This is a genomic window from Rhizobium sp. BK313 (assembly GCF_014193655.1).
Taxonomy (GTDB): Bacteria; Pseudomonadota; Alphaproteobacteria; order Rhizobiales; family Rhizobiaceae; genus Rhizobium.
Map to the genome: position 1 here is coordinate 248197 of NZ_JACHZQ010000009.1, position 20011 is coordinate 268207.

Below are 20011 nucleotides of genomic sequence, written 5' to 3' on the forward strand. Positions count from 1 at the left end.
TCCCAGGCCATGCTGACAAGCAGATTGCTGCCATCCCTTTGGACGTTCATCGCGCCCGCCGACTATGTCTTTGTGGCGTGTACGAAGCGATCTGTTTCGGATTCAATGGGCTTTTGGCGTCTTCGGATTAGTGAAGGAGGAGGACGGTTCCAAAGTGGCCTGGAGCGGCCGTTGGGCGATCCGTGTCAATGAAGATCCGGCCGACCTCCTCTGTCACATCGACGAAGTGGAAGGGCCGCGGCAAGTGACGAAAGAGCCGACGAGTCAGTTTCCCGCTGGCATATTATACGGCGTGATAATTTCCACTGCGGACAGCACGGCCGGCGCGACGCGTCCTTTCACCAGACCGCTCATAATTACTCGAAATGCCGAACGCGCGTCTGTTCGCAGGTCGTGATGCAGCACAAAATCGATCTTATTCGCGGCGAGCAGTGCACGATTGTCGGCATCGAGATCATGCGCGACAAAAATGCGGATCTGCCTACCGGCCTCCTCGAAGGCAGCGAGCACGGCTCTGTTTCCGCCGCCAATGGAATAGACCGCGTTGATCGCCGCATCCGCCGCTATGGCGCGAGTGGCAAGGATCCCCGTGGCGGCGTCGGCGCCATGGCCCTCGCTGATCTCGGTCACGCCGATCTGCGGATAGCGCTCGCGAAGGACGCGGCGAAAACCGATCTCCCGTTCCTCCTCGCCGCGGAAGCGGCCGCTCGACAGGGTCACGAGGACCCTGGCCGAGGCACCGTCAAAGCAATTCCCGACAAGATAGGCCGCTGTCTCGCCGGCGGCGCGGTTGTCGGCGCCTGCGTAACCTGCTCGGGAAGAATTCGGAAGGTCCGTCACCAAGGTTACGACAGTGATGCCGGCTTTGGTCGCGCGCTCAACCGCAGCCACGATCTCGGGAATATCAGGAGCCTTCAGCACAATCCCATGCGTGCCTCGCAGCCGGATACGATCGAGCAGCTGCACCAATTCAACGGGCTTCATGACTTCGGCAAAATGAAAACGGCAGCGAAAGACCGTCGGCAGGAAGGTCGCTACTTCTGCTTCGAAGGCGGCACGCACGGCATCGGAAAATCGCTCCGGTGTTTCCATGACGATATCGATTGCAAGCGTACGGCCGCTCACCGCGATACTGGCCTGCTGTTTTTCCAGCTCGGCGATCGCCGCCTTCACCCGCATCTCGGTCTGCCGCCGCACGCCCGCCCGTCCGTTCAGCACCCGGTCGACGGTGGCCGTGCTGAGCCCCGCTTGAAAGGCGATGTCCTTGACGAGAAATGGATGTGACATGCGGTTCGTTCTGATGGTTTTTTGATGGATTTGTGATCTATAGCAGGACAACATCTGCCGTATAGTGCCTTCATCAGAGATGGAGGAGCACCTGATGAAATCAGACAATCTTCAAAAATTGCGGGCTGACCGTGTCTGGTTGACCGAGGATACCTGCGACCTCGGCGATTTCCGGGCGCTGGCCGAGAAGACCACCTCGCTTTCCGACTATCCGACTGCCGATCACATCGAGAAAAATGTCCTGGTCTACGACAGCCGCAAGGTTCTGGCTGATATTGTCGATCCTCAAGGTCGCCGCGCCGTGCTCGCTGAAATCTGTGAAGCCTTCGGGGAAGGCCCAGGCGTCGTCGTCTTCAAACATGCCTACGAGGATCTCTCTGTCATCGACCGCGCCAGCGCGATTTTCGACGACATCATAAACGAGCAGCACCGCACGGCCACCGGCGGCGGAGACCACTTCGCCAAGCCGGGCGCCAATGACCGCATCTGGAATTCGCTGGAAAAACATTGCCTCGCCGATCCCGCAAACTTCGCGGAATATTACGGCAATGGCATTGTCGCGATTGCCAGCGAAGCTTGGCTCGGACCGAACTACCAGATGACGGCGCAGGTGAACCGCGTCAATCCCGGCGGTGCAGCACAATCCGCCCACCGCGACTATCATCTCGGTTTCCAGTCGTCGAAGGTAATCGAGCAGTTTCCGGCCCATGTGCATAGGCTTTCGCCGGTTCTGACCTTGCAGGGCGCGGTTGCCCATTGCGACATGCCGCTCGAAAGCGGCCCGACCCTTTTCCTGCCGCACAGCCAGACTTACGTGCCAGGCTATCTCGCACTGAAGCGCCAGGAATTCCGCGATTACTTTGATCGCAACCATGTTCAGCTTCCGCTCGAAAAAGGCGATGTCGTCTTCTTCAACCCTGCCCTTTTCCATGCGGCCGGCAACAACCGCTCGGCCGATATCAAGCGCGTGGCAAACCTGTTGCAGGTTTCCTCTGCCTTCGGCCGCGCCATGGAAACGGTCAATCGCGAGCGCATTAGCGCCAATCTGTTTCCGGCGCTGAAGGCGTTGAGATCCGCACGCAGGCTCTCCGAGACGGAAGTGTCGAACGCAATCGCCGCCTGCGCCGAAGGCTATTCCTTCCCCACCAACCTCGACCGCGACCCGCCCATCGGCGGCCTTGCCCCGAAGACGCAGGCTCATTTGATGCATGAGGCACTGGAAGGAGGCTGGAGCGACGAAGCTTTCACCAAGGCCCTCGCAGAGCAGGCAGAGAAGAAACTGACCTGACGGCCGCCAGGAGCACCATTCATCTACCAGACCAGAGCCTCTCGCATCGCGAGGGGCTTTCCGCACATCACATAAGACCATTTCCGGGAGGAAACCACATGAGCACAGACCACAGCCGTCTCGACGGCAAGATCGCGATCGTCACCGGCGGTACACAGGGGCTCGGCGCCACCATCGCCCGCCTCTTTGCCGATCGCGGCGCCAAGGGCATCGTCATCTGCGGTCGCAACGAGGCGAAGGGCAAGGCCAAGGCGGAGGAAATCTCGGCCGCCACAGGCACCGAGGTCGTCTACGTCAAAGCCGATCTCGGCAAGGTGGAGGATGCGCGCAATGTCGTGCATGTCTGCGACGAGACCTTCGGTCGCGTCGATGCGCTGGTGAATGCCGCTGCCATCACCGATCGCGGCACCATTCTGGACACCAGCCCCGAGCTTTTCGACGCCATGTTCGCCGTCAATGTCCGGGCGCCGTTCTTCCTAATGCAGGAAACCGTCAAGATCATGCGGCGCGAGAAGATCGAAGGCACCATCGTCAACATCGGCTCGATGTCGGCCAAGGCCGGCCAACCTTTCATCGCTGCCTATTGCGCCTCCAAGGGCGCGCTGGAAACACTGACGAAAAACACCGCCTACGCGTTGCTGCGCAACCGTATCCGCGTCAACGGCCTCAACATCGGCTGGATGGCCTCCGAAGGCGAAGACCGGATCCAGAGGGAATATCACGATGCGCCGGCCGACTGGCTGGAAAAGGCCGCAGCGAGCCAGCCTTTCGGCCGTCTGGTCGACCCGCAAGAGGTGGCCCGCGCCTGCGCCTACCTGTCGTCGGCCGAATCCGGTCTCATGACCGGCTCGGTCATTTGTTTCGACCAGTCGGTCTGGGGCGCTTACGACGGATCGCCGCATCCCATAGCGGCGCTCTGAAAAGTTGCGAAAACGCATCGGTGCGCGAGAATGCGCGCCGATGCGTTTTGAATGTCACGCGCGTCAGATCGTCGTGCGGATATGACGTTCGCGTCCATAGAGTGAGACCAAAACCACAATGATGAAGCCCAGTGCGGCTTGAACGGCAGCGGGCTGCAAGTCGAGCCCGATGAGCAGCGTGTTGATCTCGGTCAGCACCAGCACGCCAGCAATTGTGCCGAGATAGCTGCCGCGGCCGCCAACCAGCGCCGCACCGCCGACGACGACTGCAGCAATCGTCTGGGAACAGATAGGTGCCATCCTCCTCGGCAGACATATCTTCTTAGGTGAATACTCTCTTCACATATGGAATATTTTGGCAAGTAGGATGAAAGACCCTTGGCTTCGCTCTCAGGCCGGCAGTATATCGCTCGGACATCGGTTTGGGCGCTGCTGGAGTGATTGCGCGCAGAGATGTCGGTCGTCATGAGGAGGATGCAGTGGATACCCAATTTCTGGTGTTTGTCGGAACGCTCAATCGCGAAGCACCTTATTTTCAGGGTGCCCGGGGCGAAGGCTTATCAGCCTATCGTTTCGACGAGGAGACTCTTGTGGTCGAGAAGCTCGCGAATGCGCCCGAGATTGAAAATCCGACGTTCCTATCCGTAGCGGCGGGTGGAAACTACATCTATGCGAATTCCGAAGTCTTCGGCTGGAAAGAAGGCCTGGTCACGGCGTTCCGCTTCGACCGCGACGCCGGCACGCTCACCTATATCAATACGCAGCCGACACTCGGCAGCATCACCGCCCACAACGCTGTGACAAGGGACAATCGCAGGCTGCTCCTCGTCAACTATGGCATGGGCTCGGTCGGCCCAGACCAGGCGGTTGTGGTCTACGGGCTTCGCGATGATGGCGGACTGACACCACCGCTCGCGAGCGCCGCTAGAACTGGCACCGGGCCAAACACGGATCGCCAGGAGCGCAGCCACGCCCATAGCGTCACCGAAGTCGCCGACAATATCGTCATCGTCGCCGACCTCGGAACCGACAGCCTCGCCTCCTACCGGCAGATGGGCGAGGGCGCGCTGGAGCCGCTGACAGAGACGAAAACGACGCCGGGCAGCGGCCCGCGCCACGTCGCCCTGCACCCGAACGGACGGTTGCTGTTCGTGATGAACGAGCTCGATTCGACCGTTGCAAGTTATGCCATCAACACCGCGGACGGCGCGCTTACGCCGTGCGATGTTCAGCCGGCCGTTCCCGCGGAAGCTCGGTCGCAGAACCATTGCGCGGATATCCAGATCTCGCCTGATGGGCGCTTCGTTTACGGATCCAATCGCGGCCATGACAGCATCGTCGTTTTTGGAGTCGATCCAGAAAATGGCAAGCTTTCGCTCGTGAACTTTTTCCCCTGTGGTGGCGTCACACCGCGCAATCTCGCACTGACGCCGTCCGGCCGACATCTGTTCTGCGCGAACCAGAATTCCGACCGCATTTCGATCTTTGAGCGTGATATCGTGACCGGCGCGCTTACAGATACCGGTCATGCAATTGAGGTCGGCACGCCAATGTGCGTGCGCATCATCCGCTGAGGCAGATTGGCCGTGCTTCCTTCGGCAGCGCGAGCGAACGAGAAGTATTCATGACGGGGCCGCAAACCCCACGCCCGCCGCCAGTGCCTCTTGAGCGGCAGGTCGATGCCAAGTCTAATTTGGTCGCGGTTTGAGTTTTCGTACGGCCAATGGTAAGGCAGCCTAACGAATAGAATCCGAGCCTCGAGAGTTTTCTTGAATCCTGTCTGGTCCACTGCCGAACCGAGTTCCCCGGCCCTGACGGATAGCGCACGCGCCGTCCTGAAGACCATAGCGGTGAACGGCCCGGCCACCCGTCCCCAGCTCAGCGCCCTGCTGCGCTTTTCCAAACCCACGATGTCGGCCGCCGTCACCGAACTCGAGCGCTACGGGTTGCTGGCGCCGACGGGCGTGAACCGCGGACAGGTGGGCCGAACCTCGGTTTCCTATGGCCTTGGCCCCAATGCCGGCTATGTGATCGGCATCGATTGCGGCACCACACAAGTGCATGCGATCGCCCGTGGGCTGGACGGTTCAAAACTCGCGGAAGTCGCCCATCCCCTGGATGACAGATCCGGAAAAGACCGTTTCCGGACCATCGAAACCGTGATCGCCGAGCTCCTTCCGGATTGTGCGGGAAAGGCAACGCCCCTGCGAGCGATCGCAATTGCCTTGCCGAATATAATTTCGCCTTCGATCGAGCGGCTTCCCGGTCGGGACACGTTCATAGCTGTCCTTGAGCGGCTGAAGGATAACTATGGCGTTCCCGTCCTGCTCGAGAACAACGTCAACTGTGCTGCCCTCGCGGAATATCACGAGGGGGCTGCAAAACAGCACTCCTTCGCCATCTATATGCAGATCGGCGTTAAAGTGGGTGTTGGCATCGTACTTGAAGGCAAACTCTTCCGTGGCTTCAGAGGCGCGGCGGGCGAAGTCGGGCATCTGCCATTTCCCTGGTCCGAACGGGAGCAGCCAAGATGGCAGCATGTCGAAACATATCTCGGCTCGGCAGCATTGCTTGAGCGTGCGGCGCAGGATTGGCCGGCGCACGAAGGAAATCCGCCGGCAAGCGCCAGTGAACTGTTCGCGCTTGTCGAGCGCTCGGCAACGGCGCGCACGATCGTCGAGAAACATGCAGGCGATATCGGAAATCTGGCCGCTGCCTGCGTCAGCATCCTCGATCCGCAACTGATCGTGCTGGGCGGGGGCGTGGGCCAGAATGCCATTCTGCTGCCTGGTGTGGAGAAGGCCATCCGTGATTTATGCTGGCCCGTCGAGGTGGTCGTCAGCCAGTTGTCGAACCAGGCAACCGTGTTGGGCGCGGTACGCCTCGCCATCGACTTTGCAATGGCAAGACTACTCGGCGAGGATAGCAAGGCCGCTTTCCTCTATCCCGGCGCGTTGACTGCCGATCTCATCAACATCTGACAGCGCTCAAACATCCCGCTTGGTGTCGGTTTGCCTGTAGCGGAAATTGCAGACCGGGAGCCCGGCGTCTTCCGAAAGCGTGGCGATCAGAAGCTGTGCGGGGATGGCCTGCAGAATGGCGTCGCCAATCCCTTTCGAGAAGCCCGGCACATGGATGACGACGAGATTGGCCTCGTCGTCGACATCCGTGCGCGAGGTCACCAGAACCGACGGGATACCGAAGGCGGCGAGATCTTTCGCCAGCTTGACTTCACGGCCGTCGCCGAACAACAGGACACCGCTGTCCTTATCGTTGGGCTCCATGGGTCCATGCAGAAAGTTTAAGGTATCCCAATCCTGCGCGGCGATGCGAGCAGCCTCGCGGATGAGCAGCGCGGCATAGCCCGCGGTACCATAGGCGCAGCCGGCGCCGACGCAATCGATGGATTTCTTGCCGGACAGGAGCTTTGCGGCCTTGTCTGCCTGCTTGCGTGTCTGATCGAGCGTCGCCGCCGCGCGCACGGAAAGCTCAGGCCAATGCGCACCGGACGGCGTGCCGACCTTATCGGCAAGCAGGGCTGCCGTCAGCAACGAACCCAGATAGCTCGTCGTGTTCGGACCGCTGTCAGCTCCGCTATCGGTTGCGATCATATGCTTGACGACACGGGAAAGCGGCGTGGCGTCGGCCTTTGCGATGCCGTAGGTGGCGGCCGCAGGCCGCAGTTCCATCGCATGCGCAGGTTCCTCGCTCCGGCCGGAGGCGGAAAAGGCTATGTAGGCGCTGCCGGCATCAACAGACGCATCATAAAGGTCCGTGCCCGGCAGAGCGAAGGCCCGGATGCCCTGACTGCGCATCTGCGCGGCGGCCACGACGGCGGCATAGAGGCTGGCACCGATGCCGGCGAGAACGACCGGCCCGCTCTTCAATGGTGCGACATCCAATGCTTCGAGGCGGCCGGACACGGCTTTGAGGCACGCATCCAGCGCGGCCGGCTGCAGGGTGATCGCTTCACGGTATGGCACTCTGTCTGTCATCGTTACGTCCGTACTTGAACCAAAGAGAAAGAGGCCGGATGAGGAACCTCCGGCCGTCGTTGCAATTCCCGCGCCTTAATCGTCGAGCTTCATGTAATCGGCGAACCGCGCGGCATCGTTGATCGTAACCTTGTCGAGCTTGTTTTCGCCGAGACCCCATTTTTCGAAGATCTTGGCGTAGGTGCCGTCGCCGATCATCGACTGCATGGTTGCGGCAAGCGCGTCGCGCAGTTGCGGGCTTTCCTTGCTGACGAGCATCGCCTGATAACCGACGGCGTATTGGGCGCCACCGACCAGCTCGAGCTTCTTGTTGCCTTCCGGCTGGTGCTGCAGGCTGTAGGCAGCAACGCCGGTCGTGTCCATCGACAGATCGACACGACCGCTCTGAAGCGCGATCTTGATCTGATCGTTCGACGGGAACTGCATGACGTTCAACGGTTTGTCCGCCGGGCAAAGGCCCTTCTGCTTGTCGAGAAGCTCCAGCGGGATCGAGCCCTGCACGGCGCCGGCGTTGAGACCGCAGGCATCCTTCAGCTTGTGGACGCCCTTCGGGTTGCCATCCAGAACGATGATGCTGGTGCCTTCCAGCATATAGTTCACGACATCGACGATCTTCTCGCGGTCGGCGAAATCGCCGAAGGCGGACATACCCATGTCGAAGCGGCCCGCCTGGATACCCGGAATGATGCTGGCGAACTGGGCCGGCATGTCAGTGAACTTCACGCCGAGGCGCGTGCCCATTTCGTCGCGCAGCTCACGCTCCAGGCCAATGATCGTCTTGTTGTCGTCGCCATAGAAATCATAGGGCGGCGTCTGCGGCTCCGTGCCGACTTTAATCTCGCCTGCCGACTTGATCTTCTCGGGCAGCATGTCGTGCAGCTTCTGGTCCAGGCCGGCGGCCGATGCCGCACTGGCAGAAAGGATTGCGACAGCCGAAACCATGACCGTCAGATTGAACTTCGCTTTCATGTCATTCCCCTTTTCTTGATGCACGTGGAGGACGTGCGGCCTTTCGAGCCAATGCCTGCCGACCGGTCAGTGCATCCGCCTGAGAAATGCTTGAGTTCGTTCGTGTTTCGGATGGTCGAGTACGTCGCGCGCCGATCCTTCCTCGACGACGATGCCCTGGTCCATGAAGACGACGCGGTCAGCGACGTCGCGTGCAAAGGAAAGCTCGTGCGTAACCACGATCATGGTCATGCCTTCCGCTGCGAGCTTGCGCATGACGTTGAGCACTTCGCCGACCAACTCTGGATCGAGCGCCGAAGTCGGTTCGTCGAAGAGCATCAGCTTCGGGTCCATCGCAAGCGCCCGGGCGATCGCGACGCGCTGTTGCTGGCCACCGGACAATTGGTAGGGATAGGCATCCTCCCGGCCTTCTAGATCGACCATCTTGAGGAGTTGCCTGGCGCGGGCGAGCGCCTCATCGCGCGGCCGGCCACGGTTGAGAACGGGCGCCTGCGAAATGTTGGTCAGGACGTCCTGATGCGCGAAAAGATTGAAGCGCTGGAAGACCATGCCGATGTCGCGGCGCTGGGCGGCAAGTTCATTTCCGCTCATCTCGTGAAGCACGCCACCCCGCTCGTGGTAGCCGATCAGCTGACCATCGACAAGAATCCGTCCGCTCGTCATCCGCTCCAGGTGGTTGATGCATCTGAGAAAAGTGGATTTTCCGCTGCCGGACGGACCGAGCAGGCAAACGACCTCACCTTTGCGAACCGAGAGATTGATCCCCTTCAGCACCTCAAGTGAGCCGAAGGATTTATGAACGTCGATCGCCTCTACGATCAGCGGCGGCAATGCATTTTCGGGTGCGCTCATCCGTTGCTCCCTTCCGCGCGCATCAGGCGTAGCGCGTTGCGCCAGACGACCGGTGTCTGATTGGTGGATCGGCCAAGCCGTCGCTCGATGACGTACTGGATGCAGGAAGCAATCGTCGTCATCACGAGGTACCAGATGCTGGCGACCATCAGCAGCTCGATGATCAGGAAGTTCTTGGCGTAGATATTCTGCGCGCGGGTCAGCAGATCCTGGGCGGCGACCACGGAAACGAGCGACGTTGTTTTCAGCATCGATATCGTCTGGTTGCCGATCGGCGGGATGATGACCCGCAACGCCTGCGGAAAGATGATGCGAAGCATTGCCTGCGTTGGGGTGTAGCCAAGCGCCTTGGCGGCTTCATGCTGACCACTGTCGACCGCCAGAAGCCCGCCACGGATAATCTCGGCCATATAGGCAGCTTCGTTGAGGCTGAGCGCCAGCAGGGCTGCGATGAAAGCTGTGACGATGGCATTGGTGTCTAGGTGGAACGAGCCTATGTCGATGCTTGGAATGAATAGCTGGATATTGAACCAGAAGATGATCTGGACGAGCAGCGGCGTGCCTCGGAAGAACCAGATATAGAGGCTCGCAAACCCGGAGAGGACAGGATTGGACGATAACCGCATCGTCGCGAGTATTGCGCCGGCGACGATGCTGATGATCATCGACAGCACAGTGAACAGGATCGTCAGCCGGATGCCGTCGAAAATGGTTTCGTCGAAGATGTATTGCGGTATGGCCGACCAGTTGATGTGACGGCTCGTGGCGACCATGAAGACCAGCAGGCCAACCACTATGGTGAGCAGCGTGGCAGCCACTCTCTGGCCCCAGTTGCGAGCGGGAATGATCTTTTGCGCGGTCATGCTGCTCTCCCATCATCGGTGGTTTCAAGCTCGCCTGCGACGTGCGGCAGCGGTAGTGACGCCGGGCGTTCGCCGGTCGCCAGCCGTCGCGCGAGGAGGATCGCCCCTTTGACAGGGGGATCTTTCAGCAGGGTGAGACGCAGCTTCGGGGCCTTTTTTGCGAGTGCTATGCTGAATGCCTCAAAGAGGCGCGCCTGCCGCGTGATCACACCGCCACCGGTGACAACGTCGCTTTCCGTCGCCCCCCGAGCAATCAACCGCGCAGCAAGCAGGGCGAGCGCCTCACCGCCATTTTCGATCACGCCAGAGGCAAGCGAGGAGCCATCGTCGGCCGCCTGGAAGACGATTGGAGCGAGATCGCCGATACCCGCGGCCGAGCCCATGTCGCTGAGCGCCCGCCCCAACTCGACCGGGCTCTTGATGCCGAGTGCCGCCATCAGCGTCCGCCCAAGACCATCGAGCGTGCCGCCAGCATCGAGAGAGGCGCGAACCGCGCGTGCCGCCTCTCGGACGAGACCGCTCGCGCTCCCCTCGTCGCCGAGATACCAACCCCAGCCGCCCGCAGCGATCATCTTCCGGCTTCCATTGCGACCCACCGCGATAGAGCCCGTCCCCGAAATGACGGATATGCCGTCTGGTTTTCCGGCGGCTGGTAGAAGCAATTCGGAATCGTTCAGGACCAGCACTGTGCCGGAAAGTCGGCTGGCAAGTCGCCCTTGCAGGGCCGAGCACTCCTCATCGGTGTCGCAACCATGCGAACCGATGACCACGGCTGCCGCTGCGCTGTCTCCGATGACGCTATCGACGAGAGAGACAAGCATCGATGCGTCGCGCTCGGCCTCCCGCCTTCCACGCCAATCCGAGGTGGCAAGCGTCCGCTCCCGTATGCGGCCATGCTCATCTTCACCCATCAGATGCGTTTTTGTGCCGCCAATGTCTATCCCAACGATCATGCCTGCCTCGCTTTTGTTAGGCAACTTACCTAATTAAATTTTTAGCGCAAGGCAGTTTTTGACACGACGCTCTGCGTGCCTGCCTGACGACGCCCGAGAAGAAAAAAGGAACAAGCAGCGTCGACAAAAGTTCTGATTGCAGACCAACGTGAGCAGCGTGCCATGACATCATCTGCGAACGAGGGCTTTCAGAGCACTCCACCTCAAATCTACTACGTCAATCCGCTACTCCTCAGAGGGATCGATGCGTGGCGGGAGGTTTTCAATCACGCCAAGGACACCGGCTTCGGTACGGTTCTGACGGCTCCTCTTTTCGATCGGTGCGGAAACAGCGTGTTCGCCCCGCGGAACCTCGAAAACCTTGACCCCGAACTCTCGCTTGGAACATCTCTCGTCGATGGCTTAGGGGCCTTGGCGCAGGCAGCCCGAGAGCACGGCGTGGCGCTCATGATGGACCTCGTGTTTGATAGGGAGGCGCGAGATGCATCCGAGGAGTTCCCTCCGCTCGACCCGAGGCTCTCGCCTCTGGAAGCAAGCAGCTCAATCATCGCTTTCACCACAGACGATCAACGGTCGCAGCTACTGGAACAGTGGACGGAACGGCTGCAAACACTCGCCCGGCTTGGGGTATCGGGCTATCGCTGCCTGGGCACCGATCGCGTGCCACCAGAGCTGTGGCGATCGCTGATCTCCACCGTCCGGGAAAAGGCGCCGAACGTGCAATTCCTTGCCTGGACGCCCGGGACTGCCTTCGAAGCGAGAGCTGCATTAGGCGGAACCGGTTTTGATGGCTGCTTTTCATCGATGGCCTGGTGGGACCTCGACGAAAGGTGGTTCATAGACGAATACCGCGTCCAGCAGCCGCTCGGCTGGCAAATCGCCTTTCCGGAGCCGCCGTTTGCCAAGCGGATGGCCCACGGCACCGAAAGTCGGGAAATACTCGAACGACGATCCATAAGAGCGTTGCGCCTTGCCGCCTCGCTTGGCGGCGGACTCATGGTCCCTATGGGATTTGAATACGGCGCAGCCTTGCCGCTGGACCCCACCCACGGAGACGGGTCGGGGTTGCGGGGCCTTCGTTATGATCTGGCTTTTGATATTTCGTCGGAGATTCGTGCCGCCAACACGCAAATCAATTTGAGCAGCGCGAGGTTTCATTCGTCGCTTTCTCTCATTCGCAGCGCAAACGGACCGGTATCCGCTCTCCTTCACTCGGATGAAGAAGACCTTCGGAATGCCGACCGCGTACGGATCATCCTCCTCAACAGAGACCTCCGACGAAGCGCTCCTGCCCCTTTGATGGCGCTGCGCGAAGCAGCGTCGGGTTTTCTCCCGTTCTCGAATGATGTTGACGCGGCCCTTCGCTTGCGGGCGGGAGAAATCGTCGTGTTGGAGGCAACGGCCTCAACGCCAATCACAACGACGCCTACATTTGACATTGCACAGGCGACTGCTTCGCCCCGCCTGGCAATCGAAAACATCATGCCGCGGGTCGACGATGGACGGTTTCCGGTCAAGCGGATCGTGGGCGACATCGTCTTCGTCGAAGCGGATATCTTCGCCGACGGACATGATCCCATCGCGGCGGCCGTGGTCTGGCGCTCCACGGATGCGACCGCATGGAACGAAGCGGACATGCGGCTGGTCGAGAACGACCGCTGGCGCGCCGAATTCCCGCTGGAACGCGTCGGCCGGTACGAGTTCGCAGTCGAGGCCTGGAGGAGCCTGTTTGCGATCTTTCGCTATGAGTTGTTGAAGAAGAGCGAGGCGAGGCTCGATCTCAAGCTCGAGATCCAGGAAGGAATGAACCTCGTTCGCGCAGCGCTTGCCGAGACGAAAGACACCCTTCGAACCGAGCTGCAGACCCTGCTTCAGAGGCTTGAATGCTCCTCCCAAGCAGACCGGACGGCAATTTTGCTCAATTCGCAAACGTCCGAGCTGATGGCCCAAGCAGACCGGCGACCATTTCGTGTTCGCTCGGAGGCAAGCGTAGTGGATGCGGAGCGGAAGGGCGCGGCATATGCAAGCTGGTACGAGATCTTCCCACGGTCGCAAAGCGGAGATCCGGGCAGGCATGGCACCTTCGACGACGTCATCGCCAGGCTGCCGGCCATTCGCGACATGGGCTTCGATGTGCTCTACTTTCCGCCGATCCATCCGATCGGTTCGACCAACCGAAAGGGCCGCAACAACAGCCTGCAGGCCGGGCCTGACGATCCAGGAAGCCCCTATGCCATCGGCTCTGCCATCGGCGGGCACGACGCCATCCATCCGGAACTGGGCACTTTCAACGACTTTCGCCGCCTGATCAAAGCGGCGCGGGACCATGGCCTCGAGATCGCGCTTGATTTCGCCATCCAAACGTCACCCGATCACCCCTGGCTCAAGCAGCATCCGGGTTGGTTTGACTGGCGACCGGATGGAACGCTCCGTTACGCTGAAAACCCGCCCAAAAAATATGAGGACATCGTCAACGTCGACTTTTACACCAAGGACTCGGTGCCCGGACTATGGCTTGAGCTGCGGAATATCGTGCAGCTATGGGCGGATCAGGGCGTAAAGCTGTTTCGTGTAGATAATCCCCACACCAAACCATTTCCTTTCTGGGAATGGTTGATCGACGACATTCGGGCGCGTCAACCGGATGTTGTTTTCCTGGCGGAAGCATTCACCAAGCCGAAAATCATGTACCGGCTCGCAAAGCTCGGCTTTTCGCAATCCTACACCTACTTCACCTGGCGAAATGCCAAGTGGGAGCTCGAGCAATATATGCGGGAGCTCACTCAGACGGCCGCGAAGGATTTTTTCCGCCCGCATTTTTTTGTCAACACGCCCGATATCAATCCCGACTTTCTGCAGGACGCCCCTCGTCCGGCCTTCCTGATCCGCGCCGCGCTCGCAGCCACCCTTTCAGGCCTGTGGGGTGTCTATAACGGCTTCGAACTTTGCGAGGGACGCCCGGACGCCAAGCGCAAGGAATATGCTGACAGTGAGAAGTATCAGATTCGCTCCTGGGATTATGATCGCCCCGGAAACATCATTGCCGAGATCCAGACGCTTAACCGGATCAGGAACGAAAACAGCGCGCTCCATTCGCACCTGGGCTTAACGCTTCTCAACGCGCGCAACGACAATATTCTCTTTTTCGAAAAAGCGAGCCCTGCCCGCGACAACGTCCTGTTTGTCGCCATCACCCTTGATCCTCACCACCCGCAGGAGAGCGAGGTCGAGATACCACTCTGGCATTGGTCACTCGGGGATGGCGGCACATTGGACGCCGAGGATCTCATTGGCGGCTATCGTTTCAGTTGGACCGGGAAACAACAGAGGATCAGGCTTGATCCACAAAGCCTGCCATTCGCGATCTGGCGCATTCGGTCAAGGGAGGCATGAATGGACACGATGCACGGCGACAGAGAACTCGACCCGCTCTGGTACAAGGATGCGATGATCTACCAACTGCATATCAAGTCGTTCTACGATGCCAATAACGACGGCGTCGGCGATTTTGCAGGGCTGCACCAGAAGCTCGACCACATCGCAGCGCTTGGAATCAACGCCATCTGGCTGCTTCCGTTCTTCCCCTCGCCGCGCCGCGACGACGGGTATGACATTGCCGACTATGGCAATGTCAGCCCGGATTACGGGACGATGGAGGATTTTCGGGCCTTCGTGGATGCCGCCCATCAGCGCAATATCCACGTGATCATCGAGCTCGTGATCAACCATACCTCGGATCAGCACCCATGGTTCCAGCGTGCTCGCCAGGCACCGGCAGGATCGCCTGAACGGGAGTTTTATCTTTGGTCGGATACCGATCAGAGGTTTCCGGAAACCCGCATCATTTTCGTCGACACCGAAAAGTCCAACTGGACATGGGATCCCGTCGCCGGCGCCTACTATTGGCATCGGTTCTACTCGCACCAGCCGGATTTGAATTTCGACAATCCGCTGGTGATGGAAGAATTGCTGAAAGTGATGCGCTTTTGGCTGGAAACGGGTATCGACGGTTTTCGTCTGGATGCCATCCCCTACCTCGTCGAACGCGAGGGCACGATCAACGAGAACCTGCCCGAGACCCATGCGATCCTGAAGCGGATACGCGCAGCGCTGGATTCGACCCATCGCGACGTGATGCTGCTGGCGGAGGCGAACCAGTGGCCGGAAGACACGCGCGAATATTTCGGCGACGGCGACGAATGCCACATGGCGTTTCACTTCCCGCTGATGCCGCGCATGTATATGGCGATTGCCAAGGAGGACCGCTTTCCGATTACGGACATCCTGCGCCAGACGCCTGAAATTCCAGACAATTGCCAGTGGGCGATATTTTTGCGCAATCATGATGAGCTTACGCTCGAAATGGTGACCGACGCCGAGCGCGATTATCTTTGGGAAACTTACGCGTCCGATAAGCGCGCGCGCATCAATCTCGGCATCCGCCGGCGTCTTGCCCCGCTGATGGAGCGCGACCGCCGTCGGATCGAGCTTATGAATGCGCTTCTCCTATCCATGCCGGGAACGCCGGTGATCTATTACGGCGACGAAATCGGCATGGGCGACAATATCTATTTGGGCGACAGGGACGGTGTCAGGACGCCGATGCAGTGGTCTCCCGATCGCAATGGCGGCTTTTCGCGTGCGGACCCCGCGCGCCTCGTTTTGCCTGCGGTTGCCGATCCACTCTACGGGTTTGAGGCCGTCAATGTCGAAGCGCAAAGCACGGATGCACATTCGCTCCTGAACTGGATGCGCAGGATGCTGGCGTTGCGCGGCAAACATCCGGCATTCGGACGCGGTTCGCTGCGTTTCCTCTCGCCGGACAATCGGAAAATCCTCGCCTATCTCCGCGAATATCAAGAGGAGACGATTCTTTGCGTCGCCAACCTTTCTCGCCTGCCGCAGGCCGTGGAGCTCGACCTGTCGCAGTTCGAGGCTCGCGTGCCGATAGAGCTGACGGGCATGTCGCCATTTCCCCCAATCGGCCAATTGACCTACCTTTTGACGTTACCGCCCTACGGCTTCTTCTGGTTCCAATTGATCGCCGACGCGGATGGGCCCGCCTGGCGGACGGCTCCTCCCGAGCAGCTCCCTGACCTGCTGACGATGGTCATCCGCCGGGATCTGCTCGAACTGGTGGATGAGCCCAGGCATTCGAACATCCTGAATTCGGAGATCCTGCCAGCGTATCTTTCCAAGCGTCGCTGGTTTGGGGCGAAAGACCAGGTGCTGCAGGCAGCCCGGTTGATTTCTGCGACACCGATTCCGTTTGCCCAAGGTGTCGTGCTCGGCGAATTGGAGGTGGCTCTTACGAACCACACGGAATCCTATCAGCTTCCGCTTGCCGTGGCATGGGATGATACACAGCCTCCGGCACTCGCCCAACAGCTTGCATTGGGAAGGCTCCGCCAGGGCAGGCGCGTCGGCTTCCTGACGGATGGATTTGCCGTGGATGCGATGGCGCGCGGGATCGTGCGCGGCCTTTGCGAACGATCCCATACCACAGGCCGCACAGGTACCATAGAATTCATCGGCACCGATCAGCTCGATCGTCTTGAGATGACTGGCGATATGCCGATCCGTTGGCTCTCGGCAGAGCAGTCGAACAGTTCGCTGATTGTCGGTGATTTGGTCATCATCAAACTGATCAGACATATTTTTCCCGGCATCCATCCGGAGGTCGAGATGACACGTTTTCTGACCCGGGCCGGCTATGATCACACTGCCCCGTTCCTAGGCGAAGTCGCGCATACAGATTCAGGCGGACGCCGATCCACGCTCATTATCGTCCAGGGCGCAATCCGAAATCAGGGGGACGCTTGGAACTGGCTGCTGAACAATCTCCGCCGCGCCGCCGACGAGTTTGTCTTGAGCGATCCGGCCGTCCAACCCCGTGACGATTTCTTCCAATCGCTGACAAATTTCGTCGGTACGATCGGTCAGCGGCTCGGTGAATTGCACGTGGTGCTTGCCCAGCCCACCGAGGACGAGGCTTTCAAGCCGGTTACTGCGGCCGAATTCGAGATTGCATCACTCAGGAAAGCAATCACCGGCGAAGTTTCTTATGCATTATCAAAGCTTTCGGAACTGGATGAGACCGTCGATCCGGATGTTGATGCGCTGTCGGCGCCTCTTCTGAAGCGTCAGGCGACGGTTATCGACCTGGCCGATACGCTGGCAGATAGCGTCCGAGGCACGCTCATGACGCGCGTGCACGGTGACTTCCATCTCGGCCAAATCCTCGTCAGTGAAGGCGATGCCGTGATCATCGATTTCGAGGGCGAGCCTGCGAGGAACCTTGCCGAGCGCCGCGCCAAGACAAGCCCCTTGCGCGATGTCGCAGGGCTGTTGCGGTCACTTAGCTATCTGGTCGCGACAGCAGACCTCGACAACGATGCGGTCATCGAGCACGAGAATGAGCGTCGACGGAAGGCTATCGCCCGTTTCGCAGGGAATGCGGAGCGGGCTTTTCTGGACGCTTATTTCGAAGCAATTTCGACGTCTGCGGCATTGTCCATGCCGCCCCAACAACGACGCAGGATTCTGGACGCCTTTCTTCTCGAGAAGGCCGCATATGAAGTCGCCTACGAGGCGCGGAACCGGCCCAAATGGCTACCGATTCCGTTGTCGGGCCTCTCGCGCATCGTGTCTGATCTTCTGGAGGCCCGCTAGTGGATATCGAGCGTTCCAATCTTCTCGCCGGCGTCGGACAGGACGCGATTGCGGCGCTAACGGAAGGACGCCACGGCGATCCGTTTGCGATCCTTGGGGTCCATAAACACGGGGTGTTCACGACCGTACGGGTCTTCATGCCCGGGGCGGATTCCGTGGATCTCGTCGACCCCGCGAGCGGCAATGTCGTGACGGCCTGCCAACTTGTTCACCCGGCCGGGTTGTTTGCAGCCGCCATCGCATCGAAGTTGGACTACTGCCTTCAGGTCAAATGGCCGGACGCGGTTCAACTGACCGAGGATCCCTATGACTTCGGGCCTCTGCTTGGCGAACTTGATCTCCATCTGATTTCAGAGGGGACCCATTACAATCTGAGCCGGACTCTTGGCGCCGTCGCAATGGAGGTTGATGGAATAGCCGGCGTTCGCTTTGCGGTGTGGGCACCGAACGCACGACGGGTTTCGGTAGTTGGAGACTTTAATTCCTGGGACGGCCGACGCAACCCCATGCGTCTGCGGGCACCCGCAGGTGTTTGGGAAATCTTCGTTCCACGGCTGACACCCGGCGAGCGATACAAGTTTGAGATTATCGATGCAAATGGCACCTGCCTTCCCCAGAAAGCCGATCCGGTCGCGCGGGCCAGCGAAGCTGCCCCATCCACCGCCTCCGTCGTCGCGTCCTCGACACCGTTCCGCTGGAGTGATGATACCTGGCTCAAATCCCAGCAGTCGCGAAATGGCCTGGAGGACGCCATCTCAGTCTACGAGGTCCATGTCGGCTCCTGGCTTCGAAATCTTCAGGACGGCAATCGGCCTTTCGATTGGGTCGAACTCAGCCAGCGGCTTGTTCCTTATGCACGCGACATGGGATTTACGCACATAGAATTGCTTCCCATTATGGAGTACCCGTTCGGCGGTTCCTGGGGCTACCAGCCACTCGGTCTTTTTGCCCCTACCGGACGTTACGGTACACCGGAAGACTTCGCCTATTTTGTCGATCGGTGTCACGGAGCAGGTCTGGGCGTGATCCTGGACTGGGTGCCCGCACACTTTCCGACCGATGTCTGGGGCCTGGCCGACTTCGACGGCAGCGCCCTGTACGAACATGCGGATCCCCGAGAAGGTTTCCATGGGGATTGGGAAACTTTGATTTACAATTTCGGCCGCAACGAGGTGAAAGGCTTCCTGATCGCCAGCGCCTTGGAGTGGCTGGAGCGCTACCACGTGGATGGCCTGAGAGTGGATGCGGTGGCTTCGATGCTCTACCGCGACTACAGCCGCAACGAAGGTGAGTGGATTCCCAACCGGTACGGCGGGCGGGAGAATCTGGAAGCGGTCGAATTCTTCAAGCACCTAAACAGTATCGTTCATAAACGATGTCCGCGCGCAATCATGATCGCCGAAGAATCCACGGCTTGGCCCGGGGTAACAAAGCCGACGGAGGAAGGCGGGCTGGGCTTTGACATCAAATGGAACATGGGCTGGATGCATGACAGCCTCACTTACATGTCGAAGGACCCCGTTTACCGCAGCCATGATCATAACATGATGACCTTCGGCATGATCTACGCCTATTCGGAACGCTTCATGCTGCCGCTCTCCCATGACGAGGTCGTCCACGGAAAGGGCTCCCTTTTGATGAAAATGCCAGGCGACGACTGGCAAAAATTCGCCAACCTTCGAGCTTACCTCGCTTTCATGTGGGGCTATCCCGGCAAGAAGCTTCTTTTCATGGGCGGGGAAATTGCGCAGCCCGGCGAGTGGCAACATGATCAATCTGTAACTTGGGATGTCCTGGACCAGCCGCTGCACGCATGCATGCAGCGGCTGATAAGGGATCTAAACGGCATCTATGGCCGCGAGGAAGCGCTGCAATTTGGTGATCTTCATCCGCAGGGTTTCGAGTGGGCCGTGGTCGATGACGCGGCCAATTCCGTTTTCGGGATGCTGCGCTCTTCGCAAGACCGATCCTATTCAATTCTCATCATGTCGAATTTTACGCCTGTTCCGCGCTGCGACTACCGTGTCGGCGTTCAGACGGAAGGAATATGGGTAGAAGAGTTCAACAGCGACGCGCATGAATACGGTGGTTCCGGCTTGGTGAATGGGGCGGTAACGACGACCTCGTCTTCATTGCATGGGCACCCCGCCTCATTGTCACTGCAACTGCCGCCGCTCTCTACCATCTTCCTCAAAAGCCCTCGGTGATTGCG

14 protein-coding genes are annotated in these 20011 nt (G+C 59.6%); 7 read left to right on the forward strand and 7 right to left on the reverse strand.

Going from position 1 to position 20011, the window contains the following annotated elements; all coding sequences use genetic code 11:
• Positions 1–264: 264 nt before the first annotated feature.
• On the reverse strand, positions 265–1287 hold the full coding sequence (locus FHT86_RS33555; RefSeq protein WP_133711236.1) for a LacI family DNA-binding transcriptional regulator: 1023 nt from the start codon (positions 1285–1287) through the stop codon (positions 265–267).
• A 94-nt stretch (positions 1288–1381) separates the two neighbouring features.
• Between FHT86_RS33555 and FHT86_RS33560 the strand changes: the two genes are divergently transcribed.
• A complete protein-coding gene (locus FHT86_RS33560; protein ID WP_133711237.1) occupies positions 1382–2575 on the forward strand; it encodes a phytanoyl-CoA dioxygenase family protein in 1194 nt (397 codons plus the stop codon).
• 98 nt (positions 2576–2673) lie between these two features.
• A complete protein-coding gene (locus FHT86_RS33565) occupies positions 2674–3495 on the forward strand; it encodes an SDR family oxidoreductase (protein ID WP_133711238.1) in 822 nt (273 codons plus the stop codon).
• Between the two features lie 63 nt (positions 3496–3558).
• On the opposite strand, the gene FHT86_RS33570 is transcribed toward FHT86_RS33565, so the two are convergent.
• Positions 3559–3795, reverse strand: a complete 237-nt coding sequence (locus FHT86_RS33570) for a hypothetical protein (protein ID WP_281413750.1) — start codon at positions 3793–3795, stop codon at positions 3559–3561.
• A 179-nt stretch (positions 3796–3974) separates the two neighbouring features.
• Between FHT86_RS33570 and FHT86_RS33575 the strand changes: the two genes are divergently transcribed.
• Both FHT86_RS33575 and FHT86_RS33580 read left to right on the forward strand, forming a co-directional pair.
• Entirely contained in the window at positions 3975–5069 is a 1095-nt protein-coding gene (locus FHT86_RS33575; RefSeq protein WP_133711239.1) for a lactonase family protein, read from the forward strand.
• Between the two features lie 195 nt (positions 5070–5264).
• Complete coding sequence (locus tag FHT86_RS33580; RefSeq protein WP_133711240.1) at positions 5265–6476, forward strand: ROK family transcriptional regulator; 1212 nt, start codon at positions 5265–5267, stop codon at positions 6474–6476.
• Positions 6477–6482: 6 nt separating this feature from the next.
• Here the strand turns inward: FHT86_RS33580 and FHT86_RS33585 are convergent, their stop codons facing one another.
• From FHT86_RS33585 to FHT86_RS33605, 5 genes are all read right to left on the reverse strand, one after another.
• The gene (locus FHT86_RS33585; protein ID WP_133711241.1) at positions 6483–7490 is read right to left on the reverse strand and encodes an SIS domain-containing protein; all 1008 of its coding nucleotides are present in this window, start codon (positions 7488–7490) and stop codon (positions 6483–6485) included.
• A gap of 75 nt (positions 7491–7565) precedes the next feature.
• On the reverse strand, positions 7566–8459 hold the full coding sequence (locus FHT86_RS33590; RefSeq protein WP_133711242.1) for an ABC transporter substrate-binding protein: 894 nt from the start codon (positions 8457–8459) through the stop codon (positions 7566–7568).
• 66 nt (positions 8460–8525) lie between these two features.
• On the reverse strand, positions 8526–9311 hold the full coding sequence (locus FHT86_RS33595; protein WP_133711243.1) for an amino acid ABC transporter ATP-binding protein: 786 nt from the start codon (positions 9309–9311) through the stop codon (positions 8526–8528).
• Positions 9308–10174, reverse strand: a complete 867-nt coding sequence (locus tag FHT86_RS33600) for an amino acid ABC transporter permease (RefSeq protein WP_133711244.1) — start codon at positions 10172–10174, stop codon at positions 9308–9310. Before FHT86_RS33600 ends, FHT86_RS33595 begins: the two co-directional genes overlap by 4 nt.
• A complete protein-coding gene (locus FHT86_RS33605; RefSeq protein WP_133711245.1) occupies positions 10171–11127 on the reverse strand; it encodes an N-acetylglucosamine kinase in 957 nt (318 codons plus the stop codon). Before FHT86_RS33605 ends, FHT86_RS33600 begins: the two co-directional genes overlap by 4 nt.
• Positions 11128–11289: 162 nt before the next feature.
• Here FHT86_RS33605 and FHT86_RS33610 point away from each other — a divergent pair, with 162 nt between their 5' ends.
• From FHT86_RS33610 to glgB, 3 genes are read left to right on the forward strand one after another with little or no spacing between them, the layout of a single operon-like run.
• Positions 11290–14520: a maltotransferase domain-containing protein gene (locus FHT86_RS33610; protein ID WP_133711246.1), complete on the forward strand. Its 3231-nt coding sequence runs from the start codon at positions 11290–11292 to the stop codon at positions 14518–14520.
• On the forward strand, positions 14521–17799 hold the full coding sequence (treS, locus tag FHT86_RS33615; RefSeq protein ID WP_133711247.1) for a maltose alpha-D-glucosyltransferase: 3279 nt from the start codon (positions 14521–14523) through the stop codon (positions 17797–17799).
• Positions 17799–20006: a 1,4-alpha-glucan branching protein GlgB gene (gene glgB / locus FHT86_RS33620; RefSeq protein WP_133711248.1), complete on the forward strand. Its 2208-nt coding sequence runs from the start codon at positions 17799–17801 to the stop codon at positions 20004–20006. The genes treS and glgB overlap by 1 nt, the downstream gene beginning before the upstream one ends.
• Positions 20007–20011 lie beyond the last annotated feature (5 nt).